23 protein-coding genes and 1 riboswitch are annotated in these 22,724 nt (G+C 46.0%); of the genes, 14 read left to right on the top strand and 9 right to left on the bottom strand.

Annotated elements, in window-relative coordinates; translation table 11 throughout:
• Nucleotides 1-128 precede the first annotated feature (128 nt).
• Both SCACP_RS14830 and SCACP_RS14825 read right to left on the bottom strand, forming a co-directional pair.
• Entirely contained in the window at nt 129-857 is a 729-nt protein-coding gene (locus SCACP_RS14830) for a TraR/DksA C4-type zinc finger protein (protein ID WP_425058263.1), read from the bottom strand.
• Between the two features lie 86 nt (nt 858-943).
• Entirely contained in the window at nt 944-1,876 is a 933-nt protein-coding gene (locus SCACP_RS14825; RefSeq protein WP_425058262.1) for a substrate-binding domain-containing protein, read from the bottom strand.
• Nucleotides 1,877-2,185: 309 nt separating this feature from the next.
• On the opposite strand from SCACP_RS14825, the gene modA reads away from it, so the two are divergent.
• The 3 genes from modA (at nt 2,186) to SCACP_RS14810 (ending at nt 4,472) form a co-directional block, all read left to right on the top strand.
• Nucleotides 2,186-2,995 (top strand): molybdate ABC transporter substrate-binding protein, encoded by an 810-nt coding sequence (gene modA / locus SCACP_RS14820; protein WP_425058261.1) that lies wholly within the window; start codon nt 2,186-2,188, stop codon nt 2,993-2,995.
• Nucleotides 2,996-3,083: 88 nt separating this feature from the next.
• Nucleotides 3,084-3,770 carry a molybdate ABC transporter permease subunit gene (modB, locus tag SCACP_RS14815; protein WP_425058260.1) on the top strand — a complete coding sequence of 229 codons (687 nt, stop codon included), beginning with the start codon at nt 3,084-3,086 and terminating at the stop codon, nt 3,768-3,770.
• Nucleotides 3,771-4,472 (top strand): ATP-binding cassette domain-containing protein, encoded by a 702-nt coding sequence (locus SCACP_RS14810; protein WP_425058259.1) that lies wholly within the window; start codon nt 3,771-3,773, stop codon nt 4,470-4,472. It abuts the gene before it with no gap.
• 67 nt (nt 4,473-4,539) lie between these two features.
• On the opposite strand, the gene mrdA is transcribed toward SCACP_RS14810, so the two are convergent.
• The 4 genes from mrdA to SCACP_RS14790 form a co-directional block, all read right to left on the bottom strand.
• Nucleotides 4,540-6,402, bottom strand: a complete 1,863-nt coding sequence (mrdA, locus tag SCACP_RS14805; protein WP_425058258.1) for a penicillin-binding protein 2 — start codon at nt 6,400-6,402, stop codon at nt 4,540-4,542.
• A 238-nt stretch (nt 6,403-6,640) separates the two neighbouring features.
• On the bottom strand, nt 6,641-7,066 hold the full coding sequence (locus SCACP_RS14800) for a PaaI family thioesterase (RefSeq protein ID WP_425058257.1): 426 nt from the start codon (nt 7,064-7,066) through the stop codon (nt 6,641-6,643).
• A 292-nt stretch (nt 7,067-7,358) separates the two neighbouring features.
• Nucleotides 7,359-7,907, bottom strand: coding sequence for an N-acetyltransferase family protein (locus tag SCACP_RS14795; RefSeq protein WP_425058256.1), 549 nt, complete (start codon nt 7,905-7,907; stop codon nt 7,359-7,361).
• A gap of 94 nt (nt 7,908-8,001) precedes the next feature.
• Entirely contained in the window at nt 8,002-9,576 is a 1,575-nt protein-coding gene (locus tag SCACP_RS14790) for an L-lactate permease (RefSeq protein WP_425058255.1), read from the bottom strand.
• A 210-nt stretch (nt 9,577-9,786) separates the two neighbouring features.
• Here SCACP_RS14790 and SCACP_RS14785 point away from each other — a divergent pair, with 210 nt between their 5' ends.
• Entirely contained in the window at nt 9,787-10,323 is a 537-nt protein-coding gene (locus SCACP_RS14785) for an isochorismatase family protein (RefSeq protein ID WP_425058254.1), read from the top strand.
• 119 nt (nt 10,324-10,442) lie between these two features.
• Here the strand turns inward: SCACP_RS14785 and SCACP_RS14780 are convergent, their stop codons facing one another.
• Nucleotides 10,443-10,898 (bottom strand): acyl-CoA thioesterase, encoded by a 456-nt coding sequence (locus tag SCACP_RS14780; RefSeq protein ID WP_425058253.1) that lies wholly within the window; start codon nt 10,896-10,898, stop codon nt 10,443-10,445.
• An 84-nt stretch (nt 10,899-10,982) separates the two neighbouring features.
• Between SCACP_RS14780 and SCACP_RS14775 the strand changes: the two genes are divergently transcribed.
• The gene (locus SCACP_RS14775; RefSeq protein WP_425058252.1) at nt 10,983-11,201 is read left to right on the top strand and encodes a hypothetical protein; all 219 of its coding nucleotides are present in this window, start codon (nt 10,983-10,985) and stop codon (nt 11,199-11,201) included.
• On the opposite strand, the gene SCACP_RS14770 is transcribed toward SCACP_RS14775, so the two are convergent.
• Nucleotides 11,176-11,541 carry a winged helix-turn-helix transcriptional regulator gene (locus tag SCACP_RS14770; RefSeq protein ID WP_425058251.1) on the bottom strand — a complete coding sequence of 122 codons (366 nt, stop codon included), beginning with the start codon at nt 11,539-11,541 and terminating at the stop codon, nt 11,176-11,178. The two genes, SCACP_RS14775 and SCACP_RS14770, sit on opposite strands and share 26 nt — an antisense overlap.
• A gap of 250 nt (nt 11,542-11,791) precedes the next feature.
• Between SCACP_RS14770 and SCACP_RS14765 the strand changes: the two genes are divergently transcribed.
• From SCACP_RS14765 to SCACP_RS14745, 5 genes are all read left to right on the top strand, one after another.
• Complete coding sequence (locus tag SCACP_RS14765; RefSeq protein ID WP_425058250.1) at nt 11,792-12,349, top strand: nitroreductase family protein; 558 nt, start codon at nt 11,792-11,794, stop codon at nt 12,347-12,349.
• A gap of 110 nt (nt 12,350-12,459) precedes the next feature.
• Nucleotides 12,460-12,657: riboswitch (cobalamin riboswitch) on the top strand.
• Between the two features lie 125 nt (nt 12,658-12,782).
• Entirely contained in the window at nt 12,783-13,841 is a 1,059-nt protein-coding gene (gene cobT, locus SCACP_RS14760) for a nicotinate-nucleotide--dimethylbenzimidazole phosphoribosyltransferase (RefSeq protein WP_425058249.1), read from the top strand.
• A 29-nt stretch (nt 13,842-13,870) separates the two neighbouring features.
• Nucleotides 13,871-14,962: a nicotinate-nucleotide--dimethylbenzimidazole phosphoribosyltransferase gene (cobT, locus tag SCACP_RS14755; protein ID WP_425058248.1), complete on the top strand. Its 1,092-nt coding sequence runs from the start codon at nt 13,871-13,873 to the stop codon at nt 14,960-14,962.
• 118 nt (nt 14,963-15,080) lie between these two features.
• Nucleotides 15,081-15,512: a DUF134 domain-containing protein gene (locus tag SCACP_RS14750; protein WP_425058247.1), complete on the top strand. Its 432-nt coding sequence runs from the start codon at nt 15,081-15,083 to the stop codon at nt 15,510-15,512.
• A gap of 64 nt (nt 15,513-15,576) precedes the next feature.
• Entirely contained in the window at nt 15,577-15,777 is a 201-nt protein-coding gene (locus SCACP_RS14745) for a hypothetical protein (protein ID WP_425058246.1), read from the top strand.
• A 90-nt stretch (nt 15,778-15,867) separates the two neighbouring features.
• Here the strand turns inward: SCACP_RS14745 and SCACP_RS14740 are convergent, their stop codons facing one another.
• Nucleotides 15,868-16,701 (bottom strand): MBL fold metallo-hydrolase, encoded by an 834-nt coding sequence (locus SCACP_RS14740; protein WP_425058245.1) that lies wholly within the window; start codon nt 16,699-16,701, stop codon nt 15,868-15,870.
• A 149-nt stretch (nt 16,702-16,850) separates the two neighbouring features.
• Here SCACP_RS14740 and SCACP_RS14735 point away from each other — a divergent pair, with 149 nt between their 5' ends.
• The 4 genes from SCACP_RS14735 to SCACP_RS14720 all read left to right on the top strand — a co-directional run bounded on the left by SCACP_RS14735 (nt 16,851) and on the right by SCACP_RS14720 (nt 22,673).
• Nucleotides 16,851-17,630, top strand: a complete 780-nt coding sequence (locus tag SCACP_RS14735; protein WP_425061419.1) for a class I SAM-dependent methyltransferase — start codon at nt 16,851-16,853, stop codon at nt 17,628-17,630.
• A 197-nt stretch (nt 17,631-17,827) separates the two neighbouring features.
• On the top strand, nt 17,828-19,552 hold the full coding sequence (locus SCACP_RS14730; RefSeq protein WP_425058244.1) for a methyl-accepting chemotaxis protein: 1,725 nt from the start codon (nt 17,828-17,830) through the stop codon (nt 19,550-19,552).
• Nucleotides 19,553-20,028: 476 nt separating this feature from the next.
• Nucleotides 20,029-21,258, top strand: a complete 1,230-nt coding sequence (locus SCACP_RS14725) for an MFS transporter (RefSeq protein ID WP_425058243.1) — start codon at nt 20,029-20,031, stop codon at nt 21,256-21,258.
• 44 nt (nt 21,259-21,302) lie between these two features.
• Nucleotides 21,303-22,673: a uroporphyrinogen decarboxylase family protein gene (locus SCACP_RS14720; RefSeq protein ID WP_425058242.1), complete on the top strand. Its 1,371-nt coding sequence runs from the start codon at nt 21,303-21,305 to the stop codon at nt 22,671-22,673.
• The last annotated feature ends 51 nt before the right edge of the window (nt 22,674-22,724 follow it).

Below are 22,724 nucleotides of genomic sequence, written 5' to 3'. Positions count from 1 at the left end.
GGCCTGATACTTTAGGCCGCTTATTTATGAAACTATAACCATTTTCCGTTTAGTCAGTCTGGTGATAAAAAAGTGGTCAAATCGTACCCGCCTGTACTATCGTTGATAAAGCCAAGACGTGTAGAATGTTAATCTTGCGTTTGTTTAGTCTTGTTTACTGTGTTTTTGTCTCTATGTTCATTACGGCGGTGGTCGGGTTGATCGGGAATAGAGTCTGCCAGACTGACAATTCCTTGATGTTCATTGCTGTTTGGCCACAGAGCCTTATAATCATAGGATCCGGGAATGTCCTGCGGCGAATCGGAACTCCCCCAGCGCAATACGGCTTGCAGGGCGTCTTCACCATCAAAACCAGCATAATCTGATTCCACCGTATCCAAGAATGTACGGTGAAACGGGGGTGCCAAGACTTCTTCTTCAAGCGGTCTGGGGGTTGAATCGGTGACATCAACTTTTTGCTGGCAATTAATGCAGCGTGTAGCCCAGGGAGTAGCTTCCAAACGTTCCAGCGATATTGGTTGGCCGCAATCATCGCATATCCCGTATGTTCCTTGATCTAATTTGTTTAAGGCGGCTTCTACTTCCTCCAAAAGAACATGCTCATTATCTCTAAGCGCTACATCCTTACTGCGTTCAAACAGCTCGTCGCCTAAGTCTGCAGGATGGTTATCATATGCTGATAATTCACCCACAGAATCTGACATGGTGTCACCTATTCCCGTTTCTTCAATCCGGCTAATCATATCAACAAGTCCGTCTTTTTTTTCTAAAAGCGTCTGCCTGAACCGCTCAACAATTGCCTTGTCAAAACCGGCTGCTTGCAAAAATATCTCCGCCTTTCCTGTTTTTGATAGCATGTGTCTTTCGGAGTACTTTTATAATGGCTATTATCGGATGTGAAGTATTTGCCATTGTGCAAGCCGGTGTTTTTGAGGGCAGCAGCTCAGGTTTCGCCCATCACTTGTCCGGTATGGGTCAGGTCATATCCGCCCATACCTGATATCTGGTCGCGAAACGATGTTGATTTCAGGATGGAAAGTAATGCCTGGAAATGCGGTTTACTCTCATCCTCTTTGCGGATGACCAAATCATACCTTTCTTTTTGCAAGGGAATAAAATCAATGTTGGCGACCTGAAGGGCCGCTTTTTCAATACCGACGCCAACGTCGGCTTCACCTCTGGCTACAGTGCTGGCAACTGCCAAGTGACTGGTTTCTTCATTGGCATAGCCATTGATCAAAGAAAAATCAATGTTTAACTTTCGTAGTTGTTCATCTAGCAACACCCTGGCGCCAGACCCGCGTTCACGGTTTACCAACCGTAGATTGGTCTTGGTCAAATCACGCCAGGTGTTAATGTTCTTGGGATTTCCCTTGGCCACATAGAATCCGGCGGTCCGGTATACCAAGTTGACGATTACGGCATGGTGGCCCGGCAACAAGCGGCGGACATACGGAACATTATAAGCATCTGTTTCACTGTCCCAAAGATGGGAGGTGGCTACATTGGCATTGCCGCGATACAAAGCAAGCAGCCCGTCCATACTGCCGACATAGTTGCGGAGAACGCTGACATGGGGCAGCACTTTCTCCAGATGCCTGGTAAGTATGTCAAGAACGGTGTCCTGACCGCAGATGATAAACCCGGCAGGCTGGGCGACAGGCTTGTCTGTTTCTAGCGCGCCTGGTTGCCGGGCCGGACAGGCTCCTTTTGATTTATGAATATACGCATCAAGGTCCTGCGCCTCGACGCGGACTTTGCGGCCGATATGATAAGCGGCTAAATCACCGCGCTTAATCATTTCATACACTGTGAACCGGGATATTTTTAATATTTTTGCAACCTCTTCCGGTGTATAGGAAGTACTTTCGCTCATAATTCCTCCGTAATTTTTTTAGATGATATAAAAAATCCTCTTGCCAATATCATACTACGAATACTATAATAACACCATAAGGTAATTGTTCTGTTATGTTTGGTTTTGTTGAGGGCAGTCTGATAGAGAACGTTAAATGACAGCATTTAAAGGCGTAAGTATAATATGATTTAGAACAAAGGTGTTCAACTAACTTGGTTATGTTTGGTCGTGTTAGTTGATTTTTTGTTTTTATTGATTGATGAAAGGGGGTTTAGCCGTTTATCCTGTGCTATCTGTGTTGTTATTTTGGGTTAAGGAGGAAACAGTATGAATAAGAACAGCGGTTTGCTGCTAGCCATTGTTTTGCTGGTCACCCTGCTTGCCACCGGCTGCAGCAGTACAAACCAGGCGCCTCAGGCACCCTCTGCGGCCGCACAGCCGCCGGTGGATCTTACTATATCTGCAGCTGTCAGCCTTAAGGATGCGCTGGCCGAGATTCAGAGTACATATCAGGCCAAAAATCCTAATGTCAGGCTGGTGTACAACCTTGGCGCTTCGGGGTCGCTCCAAAAACAGATTGAACAAGGGGCTCCGGCGGATATTTTTATCTCTGCTTCCCCCAAGCAAATGGACGAGCTTGAAGCCAAAAACCTTATAAACAAGGCAACTCGTAAAAACCTGGTGGAGAACAAGCTGGTTGTGGTGGTACCCAAGGAATCGAAGGTGGAGATAGCCACGTTTGCGGATTTGGCAAAAAACAATGTGCAAAAGCTGGCATTAGGTGAACCCGCCAGTGTTCCTGCAGGGCAGTACGCCCAGGAAGCCATGAAAAAGCTTAACATCTGGGATAAAGCAAAAGATAAGATTGTTTTTGCGAAAGATGTCCGCACGGTGCTTGCCTATGTTGAAACAGGCAATGTCGATGCCGGTATAGTATATAAAACCGACGCTTTGTCCAGCGAGAAGGTCAAAATAGCAGCCACAGCTCCTGAAGGCTCCCATAAGCCGGTAGTCTATCCGGCAGCAGTATTGTCCGGTGCAAAACAGTCGAAAGCAGCCGAGGATTTCCTGGCTTATCTTTATAGTGCAGAAAGTAAAGCTATTTTCGAAAAACATGGTTTTTCTATGAATAAATAAGTTGAGCGAAATATAATGATCCCGGTCTTCAGGACGAGTCCGCCAGGATTCCTGTTAGGCTCAGGTGTGTAACAAAGGTGGAACATGCATGATTGAATGGCAGCCGGTTATTCTTTCTATTAAAGTGGCACTGATGTCGCTGGCGATCGTATCAATATTTGGCATATCTATCGCTTATGTGATGAGGCGTACGGAGTTTCCCGGGAAAGCGGCGGTTGAGGCGCTTTTTACCATGCCGCTGGTATTGCCGCCGGTTGTTACCGGTTTTTTGCTCCTCATCCTGATTGGTAAGCAAGGCCCGATAGGGCGTTTGCTGAGCGAAACACTCCATACGCAAGTTATCTTTACGCCATATGCAGCCATTCTTGCCGGATCAGTTGTATCCTTTCCCCTGATGTATCAAAGCACGAAAGCTGCTTTTCAGGGAGTGGACGCAAATCTTGAGGATGCGGCGAGAACGCTTGGGGCTAATGAATGGAGGGTGTTCTGGACAGTTACCGTACCCTTGTCCTGGCCAGGTTTGGTAGCCGGTTTGGTACTCTCTTTTGCCCGGGCGCTCGGCGAATTCGGTGCGACAATTATGGTCGCGGGAAATATTCCGGGTAAGACCCAGACCATTCCGCTTGCCATCTATTTTGCGGCAGAGTCTAATGACCTGACCTTGGCCGGGGTTTATGTACTGATTATCAGCGCGATAACTTTCATGGTAATTTTCGGTTTGAACATTTGGGATAAGTCACGAGGCAGAACATTGTCCAACAGGGGGTTGTTCTAAATGCTTTATGTAGATATTAAGAAAAACCTGCCGGACTTTACATTGGATGTCCGGTTTTCCGTTGATAACAATATTGTAGTATTGTTTGGCCCTTCCGGTTGCGGAAAGACTACGACATTGCGCTGTATCGCCGGATTAACCAAACCGGATGAGGGTATGATTACCAATAAGGGGACAACTTTTTTTTCCTCAAAAGCAAAAACTTTTGTTCCGCCCAGTTACCGCCGGGTTGGCTATATGTTTCAGGAATTTGCCTTATTTCCGCATATGAATGTGCGGAGAAATATTTGGTATGGTGTCAAACAACGTGGGAGAAAAGCGGAGGAACTTTACGAGAAGCTTGTTGATTTGCTTAAAATTGGGCATTTAGCCGACCGGTTTATTGACCGGTTGTCAGGCGGGGAAAAACAAAGAGTGGCCCTTGCCCGCGCCTTGATGGCCGAGCCGGATATTCTGCTTCTGGATGAACCGTTATCGGCTCTTGATAATGCCACTCGCTTGGATTTGCAGACAGAACTTAAACGAATGCAACAATTGTGGAACATTCCATTTATTCTTGTTACTCATGACCCGGGTGAGGCCAAGGTTTTGGGAGACCAAGTGTTTTGCATGGAGAAGGGAAGACAAGTGCCGGTGTCTATGACACCGCAGTGTGTCCTGCAAAATGCCGTTTTGCAGGTAGAACGCAATATTTGTGTCTAAAAAAGAACAATTTTTTTACTACTGCCAATTCCGGGTAAAAAACGAAGGTCTGATAACTTGATTGTGATTATGGCTTTGGCTGGCTAGAATTTGAGCCGGCTTGGCCTTTCAGTTCTTCAACAAAATAATCAGCCGGATCTTTGGATGGCGGCAAATTGAACGCGGCCTCCATAATCTTTCTCGCAATTGGTGCAGCAGAATCCGAACCGTATCCGCCCTGTTCAACGATTACGGCCACAGCTACTGTCGGATTGTCGTAGGGGCCATAAGCGACAAACCACCCGTGATCGTCGCCGTGCGGGTTCTCTGCCGTACTCGTTTTTCCGGCAATCGGTACGGGAAACCCTTCAAAGATATATCCTGCTGTGCCTGATGGTGCAGTAACTTCACGTAACCCAGAGCGTATCGCATCAAGATTTTTGTCAGATATCTTAATAGTACCTAATTCTTCAGGACCGAAGGTTTTTACTGTTTCTCCGTCAGGCGAAACAATTTTACTTACTAGATACGGGCGGTAACGATGCCCGCCATTGGCAACCTGGCTTATCAGCGAGGCCATTTGTAACGGCGTAACCAACTGGAATCCCTGACCTATGGCGGCATCAAATGTCTCCGACAGATACCATTCTTCTCCATAAACGTTTTCTTTGTACTTTCGATTGGCAACTAAACCTTCGTTCTCACCCGGCAAGTTTATGCCGGTAGGCGCCCCTAAGCCGAAGGCCCGGGCCCACTTCTCCAAGTTGTCGATACCCAGGCGGTTACCAAGTTCGTAGAAGTATACGTTGTCTGATTTTGCCAGCGCTACTTTAAAATCAATCCAGCCTAATGCCATGCCATGCGCATTACTTTTCGGTATGATCCAGTGTGTGCCGGTATCGTAAATTTTTTCCTCCGGAGTTACTTTACCCAGCTCTAGCGCTGCCGCACCTGTAACTATTTTAAACGCGGAACCAGGGGGATACTCGGCATTGATGGTTCTATTCTGCATGGGATTGAAAGGATTATCATTAATTAACTTCCAGTCCTTAGCTGAAATTCCGCCGTTAAACAAATTGGGATTAAACGCCGGACGGCTTACCAATGCTAAAATTTCTCCTGTCTGAGGGTTCATTACCACGGCCGCTGCCGCCTTTGCATTGGGATTGCCTAACTTTTGTTGCAGGTAGAGCAGACGGTCATCAATCGCTTTTTCAGCGGCTTTCTGGATCTTTGCATCTATGGTCAACACCAAACTATTTCCCAGCACCGGCTCCTTTTTTCCGAGCATTTGAACAGGCTTACCGGTAACGTCGACTTCTACCTGGCTTCCGCCATTTACTCCACGAAGTTCTTTATCATAGACCTTTTCGAGCCCAAACTTGCCGACGATATCGCCAACTTTGTAGCCTTCAGTTTTCTTTTTTTCTAACTCGGTATCACTGATTTCACCAACATAGCCAAAGAGATGGGCGCCCATTTCATTATTTATATAGTTTCTAACTGCTTGGACCTCTATGACAACTCCCGGAAGTTCATTGCGACGTTCCTCAATCTTGGTTATGATTTCCGGGCCAACATCATTCTTTATCCGTATCGGTTCAAGCGGGTTATCTTGCTGTGCTATCTTCTTCCGGATATCATCCGGATTTATACCTAGGATACCAGCAAGTCTAATAAGTACGTCGTCCGCTATTGGCCCGGAAATCGGGACCAAAGATACAGTAAACCCCGGACGGCTTGTAACAAGCAACACTCCATTGCGATCATAAAAAGCACCGCGAGGGGCTGTAATAGGCATTAGCCGAATTCTGTTTTTGTCGGCCAGGACTGCAAACTCTTGTCCGTGAACTATCTGCAAAAATGCCATTCTGCTTATTAGGGCAACAAAAATTAGGATGACTATATATATTAGAACGTCAATCCGGTGCTTAGAATGACTCTTTACCATTTTACCCCTCTCTTCTACAATAAAAAAACACCAACTTCGCTGAAGATGGCACGAAACACCGCAACCAATATGCCCTCTTGATAGTTCTGAACATCAGTCATCTTTAGTCTACCAAAAGATAAAAACAGCTTCAATGAACAGATTTTAACAATAAGGACATAAAAAAACAGCCGGATTTTTCAGGCTGTTTTTTGTGTACGGTTTCTCGCGGACTCACCGGGGACCATTCTTTTGAGTCTTACTCTTCCGGTAGAAAATTTCCTATTACAAAAAAGGTGGCGCGGGCTTTGAGTATCAGGTTATTCATAGAGTCTACAATGTCTGTTTCGGCCACCATAGTGTGAGTACCGTTGTGAACGACTCTGCCCACAGCACTGATGGTTTCCCGGGGTTTGGCAGACCGGATAAAGTTCATGTTCATATCTAACGTCAATACTTTTTTGCCGGTTGTTGCACACGCTACTCCCATAGCCGTATCAGCCAAGGATGCCAGGGCACCGCCGTGGGCCACATTGTATAAATTAGTATGTTTGGCATTAACTACCGGCATTGTCAATTTTGCCGCGCCTTCTTGTAGTTCGACAATCTTTATCTGCAGTAAATCCACAAAAGGATTTTGGTTATAGATTTCATATAAATGATCTTTTAAAAATTCATTTGCCATGGTTTGCCTCCTGAAAAATAATAATACTATTGTACCACAATCACAAATTTTGAATATATTGTGGTCTGCGTAATACATCTGTTGCAATTTATATCAACAGTAATTGACGGGAATACGGGTTACTAATATTTACGGTTGCGTTATTACTATGTGGTATGACTACCAATTCGGCGGCCATGGTTATTTTCGTATCATGCAAGGCTAACCACCGGGCATAAACAAAGCCGCTATTTATCTGCAAAGACAAATAGTGGCTTTGTTTTATGACAGGACTTATTAAATATAGAAGATATTACAGTTTCTTCTGTAATACGATCAAGTTTGTATGTTGCCATTTCATCTTGTCATAAAAAAGTAAACCTCCTGCATTATGGCGGTCGGCAAATAAATCCAAGCGTTTGGCCCCCTGGGATGCAGCCCATTTTTCCAACTCAGTCAATAACTGCCTGCCTAAACCACAGCCCCGATAGTTCTCGGCAATGACAACATCCTCCACTAAAGCCTTCCAACCGCCTTCGGCGGTGGATATGACCAACTGCGCAGAACACATGCCGATTACTTGCTGATTGTGCTCGGCAACAAGCAGGCAGCGGTTAGTGTCTTCCGGCAATAGCATTTCCAAGCCGCGGCGTTGTTTGGTTTCGTCAACACAAAAATCTTCCTCGATAGAAAAGAGGAGCCTTAAGAGTTTAATCATCGAATCAACGTCTTCTGGTCGTGCTTTTCTGACAGTAAAGTTTGAAATCAATCCAATCCCCTCCCTAACAGCTGCCAATATATTCCATTTTAACATAAAAGTAATTCCCCGTACCATCGGTTGGTAAGCAATTGCTGCGTTCATTGGAGGTTTCATTGTAATGGAAGTGAAGGGGGTAGAATCCTGGCCAGCTTTTCCGTTGCGATAAGGGTGGGTGAGCGGATTCCGCTGCCGTTGTTTAGAATGCGAATATATACGTGATAAAACCTAACGCAATTACGAATCCGCCTACATACCTAAGTGTTAGGTTAAGTATTTCGCCCTCTTTACCTATTAGATTGGTTGCTGTCGTAGCTATAGCGATACTTTGCGGGGAAATCAGTTTCCCGACGCAGGCGCCGCTGGTGTTAGCGGCGGCGATCCAGCTGGGATTGGCGCCGATTTGGAGGGCAGTTTGTTTTTGGAGTAACCCAAATAAGACATTTGCACTGGTATCACTGCCGGTAATAAATGTACCCAAAGCACCAATCAGTGGTGCAAAAATAGGATAAAACGCACCGGTTGAACCTGCTAACGCGGCGGCAATCGCTCCGACCATTCCGCTGTACCCTAAGATTTTTGCCATGCTAACAATGGTTATTACTGTTAAAATTGTTTTTTGTAACTGAAAAAGGGTATTTCTAAAAGTCTTTGTGAGATCACGAAGTGACATACCCTGAATGAGACCGCCAAGAATTGCCGAAACCATAATTAAAGTTCCGGGTGTCAGGATCCAGTCAATGTATAGCGGTTTTCCCCCCGGCCCATTATATATGTATACAACGCTTTGTGCCTGACTGGCCGCTTGGTGGATAGCAGGAACCAGTTTGCTTGTACCTAAAACAAGAACCAGTAACAGTATATAAGGTGCCCAGGCGATGAGCTGGCTCTTAAAATTTCCTGTTGTGTCAACATTTTTAGTTTTTTGTTGACTTTCATGGGGAAATCGCCATTCCTGCTTCGGCGGAGAAATTTTTGCGCTTGCGATAATAGCCGCAAATGAGACAACAGAGCCGACGATGGCTGGTAGTTCCGGACCAATGTATTTGGCAACCAAAAATTGAGAAACACCGAAGCTAAGCCCGGCTATTAAGGTGGTTAGCAAAACTCCTTTAAAGCCAGCGAAACTTTTGGTAACCGAAAATACGATCAGGAACGGGACCAAAAGAACAAAAGGCGTAAGTTGTACTACTACGTCCAGTGAAAGAGCCGTGATGGGAAGTTCCGTTATTGTTGCCAGGGTAGTAACAGGGATGCCGATTACTCCAAAGGCAACAGCCACTGTATTAGCGATTAAACAAATAATTGCTGCGGAAAAAGCATCAAATTTTAAAGCAATGAGAAGTGACGCGGGAATGGCCACTGCGGTGCCAAAGCCGGCCGCTGATTCCAAAAATCCGCCGAAGCCCCAGGCAATAGCCAGTGCTTGAATCCTACGGTCCCCGGATAAGTTGGACATTAAATTTTTTATTCGATCCATCGCCCCGGTGTTTAAAGAAATATTGTAGGTAAAAAATGCCGACACAATTACCCATATAATGGGGATGAGCGCTAAACTTCCTCCTTCTAAAGCGGCTTGAAGGACAAGCATGTAAGGCATTTTCCAAACCGCAGCCGCAATGACCAGACTGAGTAATAAACCGGCCCCACACGCTTTGTATGCAGGCATCTTAAAAAAACCTAGACTAACGAGCAACCACACTATGGGTATCAGTGCAATAACTGTTGACAGGGAATTTTGGGCTGCTGAAGTGTAAGACAAATCATATCCCATAAAGTTCGTGACTCCTTTGCTGCGCAATCATTAATGTTCATAAATTTAAGTATATTTATGTTCGGAAGGGGTGTCAATGCCGAAGTGCTAACATGGCTTTTTTATTATCTCAGGGGCAGGAATCTTATGGTAAGCTGAAGAATGAATATAAATTCCAGGCAAAATACTCAATAAGAAAATTTATTTCTGCAGATGAAAGGAGCAAAGAAAATGCGAATTGAAAAAGAAAATTCGCTGTTGCTGGTGGTTGATATCCAGGAAAAACTGTTTCCCCATATTGAAAACCATGAAATATTGGCGCAAAAGACGGTGACATTGCTGGAAGGCCTGAAAGCCCTCAACATTCCCGCGCTGGCGGCCCGGCAATATCCCCGGGGCCTTGGCGATACCATTGAAATACTGCGTCCTTACTTTACCGGATACTGGGATAAAATGACCTTCAGTTGCTGTGGTGACGAGGCGCTGGTTGCGCAATTGCGCGGGACAAATAAGAAAAATATTATTCTTGCCGGTATTGAAGCACATATTTGTGTGCTCCAAACGGTGATTGACCTGAAGGCTCTCGGGTTTTTGCCGGTTGTGGTAACAGACGCTGTCGGCTCCCGTAAACGCCACGATTACGACACCGCTTTGCGGCGGATGGAGTTTGAGGGCGCTGTCCTTACGACCGTGGAATCCATTCTGTTTGAGCTTTGCCGCGAGGCCGGATCGGATGCTTTTAAGGCTATATCCCGGCTGGTGAAATAGGGCATACCGAACTCTGCGCCGCTGCTAAAAATAACGGAATCTACATAAAAAGACTTGGCGCAAGCCAAGTCTCAAGTCTTTTTTCGGAATCTTTATTGATACATGCGTCAGGTTAATTGCTAGAGAGAAGAGTTACGATGCTGGTTGTATCGCTGGCGGCCTTCTTTAAAGCGTAACCGTTCGGTTTCATTTGTTAGCTCTAAACCTGGTACAGGGGTTGGACGTTGGTTTTCATCCAAAGCAATCATAACAAAAAATGCCGACAGTGCTGGTTTTGTGGCCGATAAGCCTTCCAGATACAGATTAACCTCCACTTCCATCGATGTTCTTCCTACATGGGTAAGAAAGGCATGGCAAGAAATAACCGTACCTACTTGAATCGGATTCAAGAATACCATTTCGTCAACGCGGACTGCTGTTACATCAGTGCCGGCATGTCGGGAGGCAACTTTGTGAGCGGCATTATACATCAGTTGCATAATTTCCCCGGCGTAGACGCGCCCGGCCGGATGTGAATGACTGGCACTCATAAGCTTTGAGAAGTGGATTTGGGAATGTGCTATAGTATGTTTCACACTAACTCACCTCTTAGCAATTAATTCACTAGAATTACTACTTCGATGTCATCTCAGTTATTTGTTTATATTGTAGTCGAAAGGATGGCTGTTGATGTGCTTTATCAGCATATCGTCGGCGATCATTGCTTTTTTTCTATTGATTTTGGCGGTGGATTGGCGATATTTCCGGGATTGGGTTGTTGTTTTTTATTTAAAGGTGTTATTGATTTCATTTGGGGGAGCCCGGTTATCGAATTGAGATTGCTGGAAGTAAGATATGGTAATAGCTATCTATTTATTCAGATTTTGGACAGGCGGTAGGTTGTTTAACTTGTTCAAACTCATTTGCATAATTCAGTCCCCATTGGCACAAAGTGGCTAAAATGGGAAGCAGGCTTTTGCCGGCTTGGGTGAGAGAATACTCTACTTTCGGCGGTATTTGAGTATAGATGAACCGGTTAACTAATCCGTTCTCCTCTAACTCCCTGAGCTGTTGCGTCAGCATCTTTTGGGTAATCTGCGGCATTGTTTTCTTCAACTCGCTAAACCGCAAAGTATTTTCACCCAAATGCCAGAGAATCAGCGATTTCCATTTACCGCCAATGAGGTCCAAGGTTAATTCCATTGAGCATTGATATTCGGTGTTTCTAAATTTGATCATTGAGCATCGCTCCTTATATTTTGGTTAAAGCGGGCTAAATCAATGGTATATAAAAGAATACTATAACACAAAAAAGTGCGTACTTGCGATGAGTATGATTATTGTCTATTATTATAGCAGAAAAATCAATTTCTGAGAACATAGGCTGTCCCCGGATGGTGTGTTACACTTGAACCGTGTCTGGTTCAAGCCCGTTATCCATGCTTTAGTTTTACAGTATTGGTGAGATTTATAAAAGGAGAGTGCAATTATGACAGCTAATAACGTTATACAAACCATCAAAAACCGCAGGAGTATTCGCACTTACCAAGAAGAGCAAATCAAAGAAGCCGAGTTGCAGGCGATACTTGAAGCCGGTATTTATGCTCCGACTGGCCACAATGATCAGCCGTGGCATTTTACTGTCATTCGTAACAAGGAATTCATAAACCATATGAGTGAAAAAACTAAGGAAGTCATGAAAACCAGCCCCATTGGCTGGGTGGTCAAAATAGCAAACAGCGACCGCCATATTTTTTATAACGCGCCGACCGTTATTGTGGTGTCAGGCCGTAAAAATGCATATTCTCCCTTAACAGATTGTTCTGCCGCCATTCAAAACATGTTGGTTGCCGCCGAAAGTATGAATATTGGTTCGGTTTGGATCGGCTTGATTGATCATCTGTTCACGCTGGAGGACGAAGTAAAGAAATTCGAACTCCCGGAAGGTTATCAACCCTACTACGCCGTTTGCCTGGGATACAAAAAGGATCAATCGCCGGTACCGGCTCCCAAAAGAAACATGGATGTAATCAATTTTATCGACTAATTCTGTTTAGGTTGGTACGGCTTGAGGGTCAACAGCTAAGGTTTGTTGGCCCTTTAAATATTTTTAGCGTTGACGACATCATTAATGCCCTGATATAATGACAACAATTGGATATAGTATGTGGTTAAGGTGCCTCCAGTTTAATGGAGGATAATAGGGAAGTCTAAGGCATAGTGTTATATGCTGATGCTGATAGCGCGGTCCCGCCACTGTACCGGGGAAGAGTTTACAGCGCCACTCGCAAGGGGAAGGGGTAAAGTTATCGATGAGCCGGGAGCCAGGAGACCTGCCTTTTCCATTATTACAAGCCTTCGAGGACAGGCGGGGTAATACTTTAAAGGTGATTAGACTGGCTTTTTTGGTGTTATTCGCAAAAAGGCCTTTTTTATTTGTGGATACTACAGTGTCATCTTTAGGATAACGGGGGGTTACTATGAGTATATTGCAAGAAACGCTATCAAAAATTAGTCCTTTGGATACTGTTGCAATGGAGCGAGTGCAGACGCGGCTGGATAGCCTGACCAAACCAATCGGCAGTCTTGGCCGGTTGGAAAGTATGGTACGGCAGTATGCCGGAATAACAGGGCAAACACAGCCCCGGATACCTCGTACCTGCATAGTTATAACTTCTGCTGATCATGGGGTTGCCAAGCACGGAATCAGTGCTTATCCGGTAGAAACAACCTTGCAAATGACCGCTAACTATCTTGTTGCAAAAGGCGGCAGCGCCAACGCATTCGCTAATTTTTGCGGTGGTGATGTGGTCGTGGCAGATATGGGAGTGGCAGGTGATTTATCCGGTATCGCAGGGCTGTGGCACCGGAAAATTGCCTATGGCACGCAAGATTTTACCCAAGGGCCGGCCATGACTCGCGAACAGGCCATACAGGCGATTGAAACAGGAATTGAGATTGTGAGCGACCGGGTTCAACATGGATATCAATGTTTTTGCCTTGGCGAAATGGGGATTGGCAATACTACAGCCAGTGCCGCAATTGTTGTTGCTTTTACCGGACTTGATCCTGGACAAGTTACCGGGCGCGGCACCGGAATATCTGATAGCCGGATGAAAGTGAAGATTGACGCTGTTCGTAAGGCAACCGAAGTGAATAAACCTGATCCTCAGGATGGAATTGATGTGCTGGCTAAAGTAGGCGGTTTTGAGATTGGCGCTTTAGCAGGTGTTGTTCTGGGAGCGGCAGCAAACCGGTGTGCCGTTGTTATTGATGGCCTTAACACTACTGCGGCAGCATTAATCGCCCATGCTATCTCGCCAATGAGCAAAGATTATATGTTCGCTTCTCATTTATCAGGCGAGCCTGGCCACATTGTCGCTTTAAAACTACTGGGCCTGGAGGCTTGCGTCGATATGGGGGTACGTCTTGGTGAAGCCATCGGGGCTTCGGTAGTTGTAGATATGTTAAGTGTTTCCATCAAAATGTTAAATAATATGGCAACTTTTGAGAAAGCCGGGGTTTCCCAACAGATGTAGTCATTAAATTGTTACAGGAGGATATACTGATGTTTGAAGACATAATTTCGCTGATAAAGCCGTTAGACAGCGCAGCTATGGACAAATGCCAATTGCGCCTTGATAATTTGACCAAACCTCTTGGCAGTTTGCATCATTTTGAACACCTAGCCTGTCAAATGGCAGGAATCACCGGTAACCCCCGGCCCAGGACGCTAAAAAAGAGCATTATCTTGATGGCAGCCGATCACGGTGTGGCTGCTGAAGGAGTGAGTGCCTATCCGCAAGCTGTAACCGCGCAGATGATCAGTAATTTTTGCCATGGCGGCGCTGCTATTAATGTTTTTGCTGAGCATGTTTGTGCTGAGCTCGTCTTGGTGGATATTGGCGTAGCGGTTGATTTGCCGCCGTTCCCGCAAGTCCACCATGAGAAGATTGCTTACGGAACAAAAAATATTGTTCAAAGCCCGGCAATGACACGGGAACAGGCTATACGGGCCATTGAAGTCGGAATAAAAATAGCCCGCCAAGAAATAGCAAAAGGTTCGCAGGTTTTAGGACTGGGAGAGATGGGGATTGCCAATACCACGCCCAGCACGGCAATCATTGCTTGCTTTAGCGCAAATTCTTTGGCTGAACTGACTGGACGCGGCACCGGCATATCTGATATAGCTCTTAACAAAAAAATTCAGGTAATTGGAACTGCCCTGGCAGTTAATTGCCCGGATAAGAATGACCCGCTTGACGTATTAAGCAAAGTGGGGGGACTGGAGATTGCCGGTCTGGTGGGAGTAATACTGGGAGCTGCGTCCGGAGGCGCCGCAATTGTATTAGACGGACTCATTACAAGTGCCGCCGCCCTAATCGCTGTAAAAATGGCGCCTCAGGTTAAAGATTATTTGGTAGGATCACATTTTTCCGTAGAACCTGCCCATAAAGTAGCGCTGGAACTCATCGGCATACCTGCATACCTTAAACTGGATATGCGGCTGGGTGAAGGAACAGGCGCCGCTCTCGGGATGTCACTCATTAATGCGTCTTTGCATGTTCTTAATGATATGAAAACTTTTGGCGAAGCCGGAGTGGCTGTAGCTCAGGATGGCCCAGGCGCCTTAAAACAAAATAAGGATGTTCGGGATTAAAAAGTCGTGGGCTTTAATAATCCGGTCGGAGAAGTTAAGCATAGATTTTGATATTTGACAGTACCTGGAATAAATGCTATAGTTATTATTGAGTATATTTCATAATGAAAGGAATAGCATGGCACGTCCGCATAAAGAACGAAAAATTGAAAAGCTTCCACCGGTGTCACATTTTAAGCCAATTGGTATTCCCCTTAGAGAAATCGGGGAAATTACACTGACATTCGAAGAGATGGAGGCTGTAAGGCTGGCAGATGTGGAACAATTGGATCAGGCCGGAGCTGCCGAGCGCATGGAAGTCTCACGTTCGACCTTTCACCGGATATTATCCAAGGCTCATCAAAAGATTGCGCTGGCTTTATGGGAAGGCAAAGCCATCCGCTTTGAGGGTGGTACTTTCCGGATTGAACATAAATATGAGAAGGAGTTGCGTTATTTTATCTGTCAGGAGTGCCGGCACGAATGGACGGTGCCTTATGGGACCCGGCAGCGGGGCATTGATATGAATTGTCCAAGATGTCAATCGGGGAACATCCAACGAACCAAGTAAATTTTTTGCTTAAATTATGAAATATATTTCGGAAATTATTGTATGTTAGGAGGTAACTATAACTATGGAGAACCGGGTATTCGAGTGTGTAGATTGTAAACACGTTTGGGAAGTAGCGCCTTGTACAGCCGGCGGAAAACATGGATGGGAAATAGCTTGTCCCAATTGCGGCAGTCTGAAAAAAATGAAATTGGAAAACGGTGTCAAACATGTTTGCGGAGGCGGCGGTCATCAACACGGTCATGGCTGTTGCGGCGGGCATTAGAAAAATAGCTGTTCCAATTGTGATAGATGTTGATAACAAACGCCTAAATCCCTGGATTTAGGCGTTTGTTTTAAAATGTACTCAATATAATTAACAGTCAATAACTGTACCAACAAAGGCCGGAATAAACTTTTCACCGAAGGCGGTTTGCAGGTGTCCCATAATGGTAAAGCCTGTACAGTGATTGGCAGCAATAAAAGCAGGTTGTAATTGCTCAAGCTCTTTCAAAGAATCTGTACATTGTTCAGAACTGACTCCGCCTAAGTGTGTGCCGCCCACGATACCACGTAGCCGGTCCTGGCAGGTGACTTCAAAACCATACCGAAGAATATTAACCAGACCGGCATGGGCACAGCCGCAGATAACGATCAGACCCTCGGCAGTTGTATGATATAGACTCAGGTCATCGGGAATATTATCGGGAATTTCAACCCCCTCTTTCGTTTTAACAATTAACCGGCTGTCTCCTCTCTCTCCGGTCTTGCGGGGAACGGGGCCGCTGATCCATAGATCATCTGTAAGCTGTACAGCCGAGTTAAGAAAGTGAAACTGAGCGCCAAGAGAGATTAGGAGGTCTTGGGGGTAAGGGATGCCAATGAAAGAACGGTCTGCTTGTGCGCCGGAAAACCGAGAAATGAAAATGCCTTCGTTTGCATAGACAGGGAGGTTCTTTTTGGCGTGGGTCAGGATGGCTTTTAATCCGCCGGTATGATCATAATGTCCATGGCTAAGAATGATGCCGTCAAGTTGTGCCGGATGAATGCCCAGCAATCCTAAATTGTGAACGACAGCATCTGTCTGGCCAGTATCGAACAAGTATAATTTTGACCCGGTATCAAGTAACATGGAAAGTCCGTGTTCAGCCAGGAAGGGGCGCCTGACGCGCGCCGGAACGCTGTTTTCCATTACAACGGTTATCTTCATCGAATCAACTCCCCGATAATCAATTTTGGCTCTAAATCCCGCGTAAAAGATAATTGGAGCATCTGGCAGGAATTTCACGAGTTAAGCAAAATAATATTTCGATAATAATACGCAATAAGCCTTCTGAAAATTATTGATTTCCTGGGAAAATTTACATTGCCTGTGATGAAATCCTGTCACATATGATGTTGACAGTACGAGGAGGAATTTTAATGGCCCTGTTTAATAAGATTGCCTATCGATATGACCAATGGTATCAAACTCCGCGGGGATCGTGTATAGACGCTATTCAAAAAAAACTTGTATGGGATATGGCAGAGGTAACAGCCGGAGAACGAGTGTTAGACCTGGGCTGTGGCACCGGTAATTATACATTAGAGTTGGCGCGTTATGGTTGCGTGACAACAGGCATAGATCTCTCCGCCGGCATGCTGGCAGCAGCAAAAAGCAAGGCCGACGCAGCTAATTGTAAAATCGATTGGATCGAGGCTGATTTCTTAAAATTGCCTTTTGCATCTGCAACCTTTGATTTTGTTTTATCGGTTACCGCTTTTGAATTTGTTGCCGATCCGCGAGCGGCGCTGCTTGAAGCTATGCGGGTGTTAAAGCCAGGCGGACGGGTGGTTATTGGCGTTCTTGCCCGTGACAGTGCCTGGGGTGACCTGTACCGGAAGGAAGCCCGCGATAATCCCGACAGCGTTTTTGCGGCAGCACGGTTGTATTCTGCAGGTGAGCTAAGGGAGCTATTTCCTGACTGCCGTTGTATCAAAGGCGGACTGTTTGTTCCACCCGGACCGCCGGAGATTGAAGTTGTTGAAGCAATGGCATTAGAAAACATGGGACAGCTGCAATATAACAATTCTAACGGTCAGATTGGAAACCCCGGCTTTCTTGTGGCCCGGTGGGATAAGCCGTTTGACAAAATATAATTAAATATTTATTTTATAATAATTTTGACATATTTCGCGCAATTAAGGCAGGAAAAGTGTTGGTGCATCACGTATGTAATATTTTGACTTGTCTACACAATTAAGCAATAAGCAAATTGAATTTATTGGAATTATTGCAATGCTACTTGTATTTCGAGTCCGGTATGGTTCGCTTAAAGAATGAGAGGTGAATGTAAATGAAACTGTCTGTAGGAAAAAACATCGCTATTGGTTTTGGTGTAAAAATGATACTTATTGTGATACTGGGCATAGTATGTTTTATTTCACTGGAAACCGCCAAAGAACAGCTTATAGAAATACAGACGGCAAGTAAGCGCAGTGCCTTGGCCGCTAATGTTGCGCTTGCCCAGCGTGGTGTAGTTATTGCCGTTCGTGGTGCTGTTGCTTATGGTGACGAGAAGTACTTTCAGCAGGCCGAAGCCGAAGTTAACAAGATGCTGGAGCAACAAAACCAACTGCTGGAGGCTACAACAGGCGATAGGAAGGCAGATGTTCAGAGACTTATCGAAGTTACGCAAAAGTGGAAGGACATTATGCTAAATGAGTCATTTCCCATTTTGCGGGCTTTATTCCGGGAAAAAGCTGCCGGCAATGAGGCCGGAATTCAACTCTATCAAGCCCAGTTGGCAAAAAACGCGGCTGCTCAAGTACCGCTTACTGCAGAAATATTGAAGACTATGGACGAAATTAAGGCTCATAGCGATCAAGTGGTGCAAAAGAGCGCAGAAAATGCAATTGCCGGGGCCAATACTCTTATCAAAGCAGCCGCAGGGGTGAGTCTGGCTGCAATAGTAATAGGCACAGTACTGAGTTTGGTAACTGCCGGAAAAATACGCAAGCCTCTCAGTCTAATGCTGGCTGAAACCCGCAAATTTGCCGCCGGTGACTGGCGGGAACCGGTCCGGGTCAGTACCGGGGATGAATTTGGCCAATTGGCTAATGCTCTTAATGACATGCGTGATAATACCCGGGAAATCATTAAACGAATGCATGATTCTGTGGAGCAAGTGGCGGCAGCATCTCAAGAACTGGCGGCAAGCGCGGAACAGTCGGCCCGTGCGGCCAGTCACGTGGCGGGAGCTATTACAGATGTCAGTGCAGGAGCTGCGGAACAACTGCAAACGGCTAGCCAAGCAGCCAAGCAGGCGGAAGCTATGTCTGCAAGCATTTCACAAATTGCCGGAAGTGTTAGCAGTGTTGCTGCTACTACGGAAAAAACATCCAACGCCGCTCGCCAAGGGGGGCAGGCGATAGAAAAAGCAACCATGCAAATGGCAAATATTAGAGACTCGGTAGACGGCTCGGCGCGGGAAGTTGCCAAATTGGGCGAACGCTCTAAAGAAATTGGACAAATTGTAGACACTATTGCCGGTATTGCCGGGCAGACCAATCTGCTTGCTCTTAATGCGGCTATAGAAGCCGCGCGCGCCGGCGAGCAGGGGCGGGGTTTTGCCGTTGTTGCCGAAGAAGTGCGCAAGCTGGCTGAACAGTCTCAAACCGCGGCAAAGCAGATCGCGTCGCTGATCGGCGAAATACAGGGAGATACCGAAAAAGCTGTTGAAGCTATGGCTAAAGGCACCCGGGAAGTTCAATTGGGTACGGAAGTCGTAGGTTCGGCCGGTAGGGCATTTGGCGAAATCGTAACTCTTATCGAAGAGGTGTCCAGTCAGGCGCAAAGCATTTCCGCGGCAATCCAGAGTATTGTTAGCGGCAGTCAGCATATTGTCGGCTATGTTAGAAAAATCGATGAAGTCACCCAAAATTCAGTAAGCAAAACGCAGACCGTGTCTGCGGCCACCGAGGAGCAGTCGGCGGCTGCGGCGGAGATTGCGACCTCAAGTCAGGCGCTGGCCAGGATGGCGGAAAGTTTGATTGAGGCTGTTGCTAAATTTAAGGTTTAATTCATTAATTATATTATTTAACAATTGAAGCGGGTCTTATTGACCCGCTTCAATTTGTTTCCTCATGCAAAATACTTGATTTTCTTTGCTGCGGTGGAAGTTAATGCATTCACAGCACTTTCCATGCCGTTCACATTGGGTATTGGTGCATGGGCAATTTTCTTCATTACAATTAGCCAAGCGTATCTACCTCCTATGTAATTAAAACAAGCCACTCAAACTCTAATATTCTATCTTTTCCGCACTAATCCTGCTGGTTGGCGGACAGAAATAATCTTTATATCGCAATAAAGAAAATATTTAAAATTATTGAATATCTTAGCAGGAAATCAATGGTGATTGTAGAATATAACTTGTGTAGACAAGTGAACGACCAAACAAAAATACAACATATTTGCGTTCATACCGGCAAGGAGGTGAGCAGTACAGGTTTCCAGGTATTAACAATTAACAAGACAATTAAAGGAGGGGTATGTATGAATAGTCAAGTCCAAAAGGACGGGTATAGTCAGTATCGATGGGTAATTATGGCTCTCATGTTTGCTAGTTTTATGTTGACTTTTCTTGCACGGTTTGCCTGGCCGCCGCTCATACCGGTTGTTGTTCCGGTATTAAAAATGAACATGTCTCAAGCCGGTGCCTATATGACAGCCTTTTATATCGGATATGTCATTACCCAGGTACCGGCGGGGATGCTGGCTGACCGCTTCGGTGTCCGTACCATTTTGGGCGTAAGCCTGGTAATCGAGGGATTGTCTACCTGGGGAATGGGGTCTATCAGTTCCTTTGATACGGGATTTGCCCTGCGGATTGCAACCGGTCTTGGCGCCGGAGCCATGATGGCATGCTGCGCCCGTGCGCTCATGGAATGGTTTCCGCCACGGGAACGGGGAACTGCTTTTGGCTTATTGCTGGCGGCTCCCTCAGGCGGGTTATTGTTGGCAAATTTCATTGTGCCTTTACTCAATGCCGCGTTTAACTGGCAGGGGGCGTTTCAAGGCATAGGCATTGCCACAGTTGTACTTGGTATACTGATTTATTGTTTAGTTAAGACTTCTGATGAACCCAAAGGTGAAAAGTCGTTTTTCGGCGGTTTCAAAGTTTTCTTTTCGAACCGGAATACCGTTTTGGTTGCCATCGCCGGGTTTTGTCTGATGTGGATGGAGCTTGGACTGGCAACCTGGGCTAATGCGTACATCAAGAAATTAGGATTTTCGGTCCAGGAGGCCGGCATGGTTTTGATCTGGTACAGTGTAGGCGGGGTAATCGCGCCGGTAGTATCAGGATGGATCTCTGATAAGTTGGGTAATCGGAAAAACATTGTCATCGCCGCGTATGCTATAAGTGCCCTGTTGACCATTTATTTTGGTTCACAAACGACTTTATCCATGCTAAATATTGTCGGTTTTATTTATGGATTTTGCTCCTATGCCGCTAACCCGCATCTTAGTCTGATGGTGTCCGAATTTGCCGGCAAGGAGTGGGCGGCTACTGCCAATGGCATAACTAACTTTATATTCCAGCTTGCTTCAATGATCGGGCCGCTGGTACTTGGCGGCGTTATCGACTTAACCGGGAATTTCAGTACAGTCTGGTATATGATGGCCGTTGGGCCGGTTGTCGGCATATTGATGCTTTGGCCGTTGCGCCCGCCATCTGCCGAACAAACCGGTTTGGCCGGCGGTGTAGGAAAATCTTCTAAATAGAATATAGGATATTGGTTAAATTCAAATAAAGTGAGGGAAACAAAATGTCTACAGATGTGCAAAGATTATATGACGAAAGACTGGGGAGATATCAGGCAACTATTGCTCTGGAACCTACCGACCGGATTCCTATCGCCTCAGGCTCATGCTATCTTGCCGAAGTATACTCCGGGTGCACGAATCAGGAAATTATCTATGATGCCGATAAGTGGCTGCAGGCGGAAATGGCCTTTATCAGGGACTTTCCCGAGGTTGACGCCTTGCGGGATAACCGGGTATGGGCGCCGTTGTATGACGCGGTAGGCTGCAAGACATATAAACTGCCGGGACGTGATCTGCCTGTACGCCAGCAGTTCCAGTTTGTTGAAGAAGAATATATGCAAGCTGATGAGTACGACTTGCTGATAAAAGATCCGGGCGCGTTCATGCTGGAAAAGTTTTTGCCGCGCGTGCTTGGGGAGTATGCCGACCACGGGTCCAGGCGTTCGTATATGGCCTTCCTGAAAGCGGGTATGGCGCAAATGATGGCCGCCAATATTATGCGGAACCGGTCGATCCAACTGCAGACAGTTTGCGGCATGCCCCAACCGACTACCGGTGCGTTTGTTGCTCCGTTTGATGTTCTTGGCGATGTGCTGAGAGGCTTACGCGGAGCTTTAATGGACACCTACCGCAGGCCTAAGCAGGTCCTGGAAGCTTGTGACGTGCTGGTCGATGTTATGGTTAGGTTTGCCTTGTCAACCGCCGATCCGTTAAGACGCTACCCCATTTTCGTGCCGACTCATAAAGCCTGCTTTATGTCACCGAAGCAATTTGATACCTTCTACTGGCCATCCTTCAAGAGAGTTCTTGAAAAACTGATTGATGCCGGATATACCATACGGGCTTACCTGGAAGGCGACTGGAGCCAGCATTGGCACCACTTCCTTGAATTGCCGAAAGGAAAAGTTTTGTGTGATATCGATACCCAGGGCGATATCTTTAAAGCTAAAGCCGACTTTGGCCATCATCAGGCCATTTCCGGCGGAATCCCTGATTCTATGTTTATTTTGGGCACTTGTCAAGAGATCGAGGAACGGGTGCACCATTTGTGCGAGACGGTAGGTAAAGGCGGCGGCTTTATTATTAACGGCGGCTGCAATATACCTTATGACACCAAGCCTGAAAATTTCCGGGCTATGATCGATGCCATTATGAAATACGGCTGGTACGACAAAACCTTAAAGCCCGCTCCTAAACCTGCTCCTGAACCGAAATATGATATTGACGCTATCGCTAAACAGCACAGGATTACCCCCTGGGAAGTGAAAGCAGCCGAACTTGGCGGTGTAATGGGTGATGAAGAGCTGATTAAAAAACCATGGGATACCATTGAAGCCATGGCCTTTAACTGGCTCTGGACCTGGACGATGTAGCCGCCTGGCTAAAGTAGCAAGACTAAATGATATCAATATAAAAAGCGGAGG

Source organism: Sporomusaceae bacterium ACPt (assembly GCA_041428575.1).
Classification (GTDB): domain Bacteria; phylum Bacillota; class Negativicutes; order Sporomusales; family Sporomusaceae; genus Sporomusa_D; species Sporomusa_D carbonis.
Note: the sequence above shows the minus strand (reverse complement) of the source record. Positions and strands in the feature narration are given on the sequence as shown.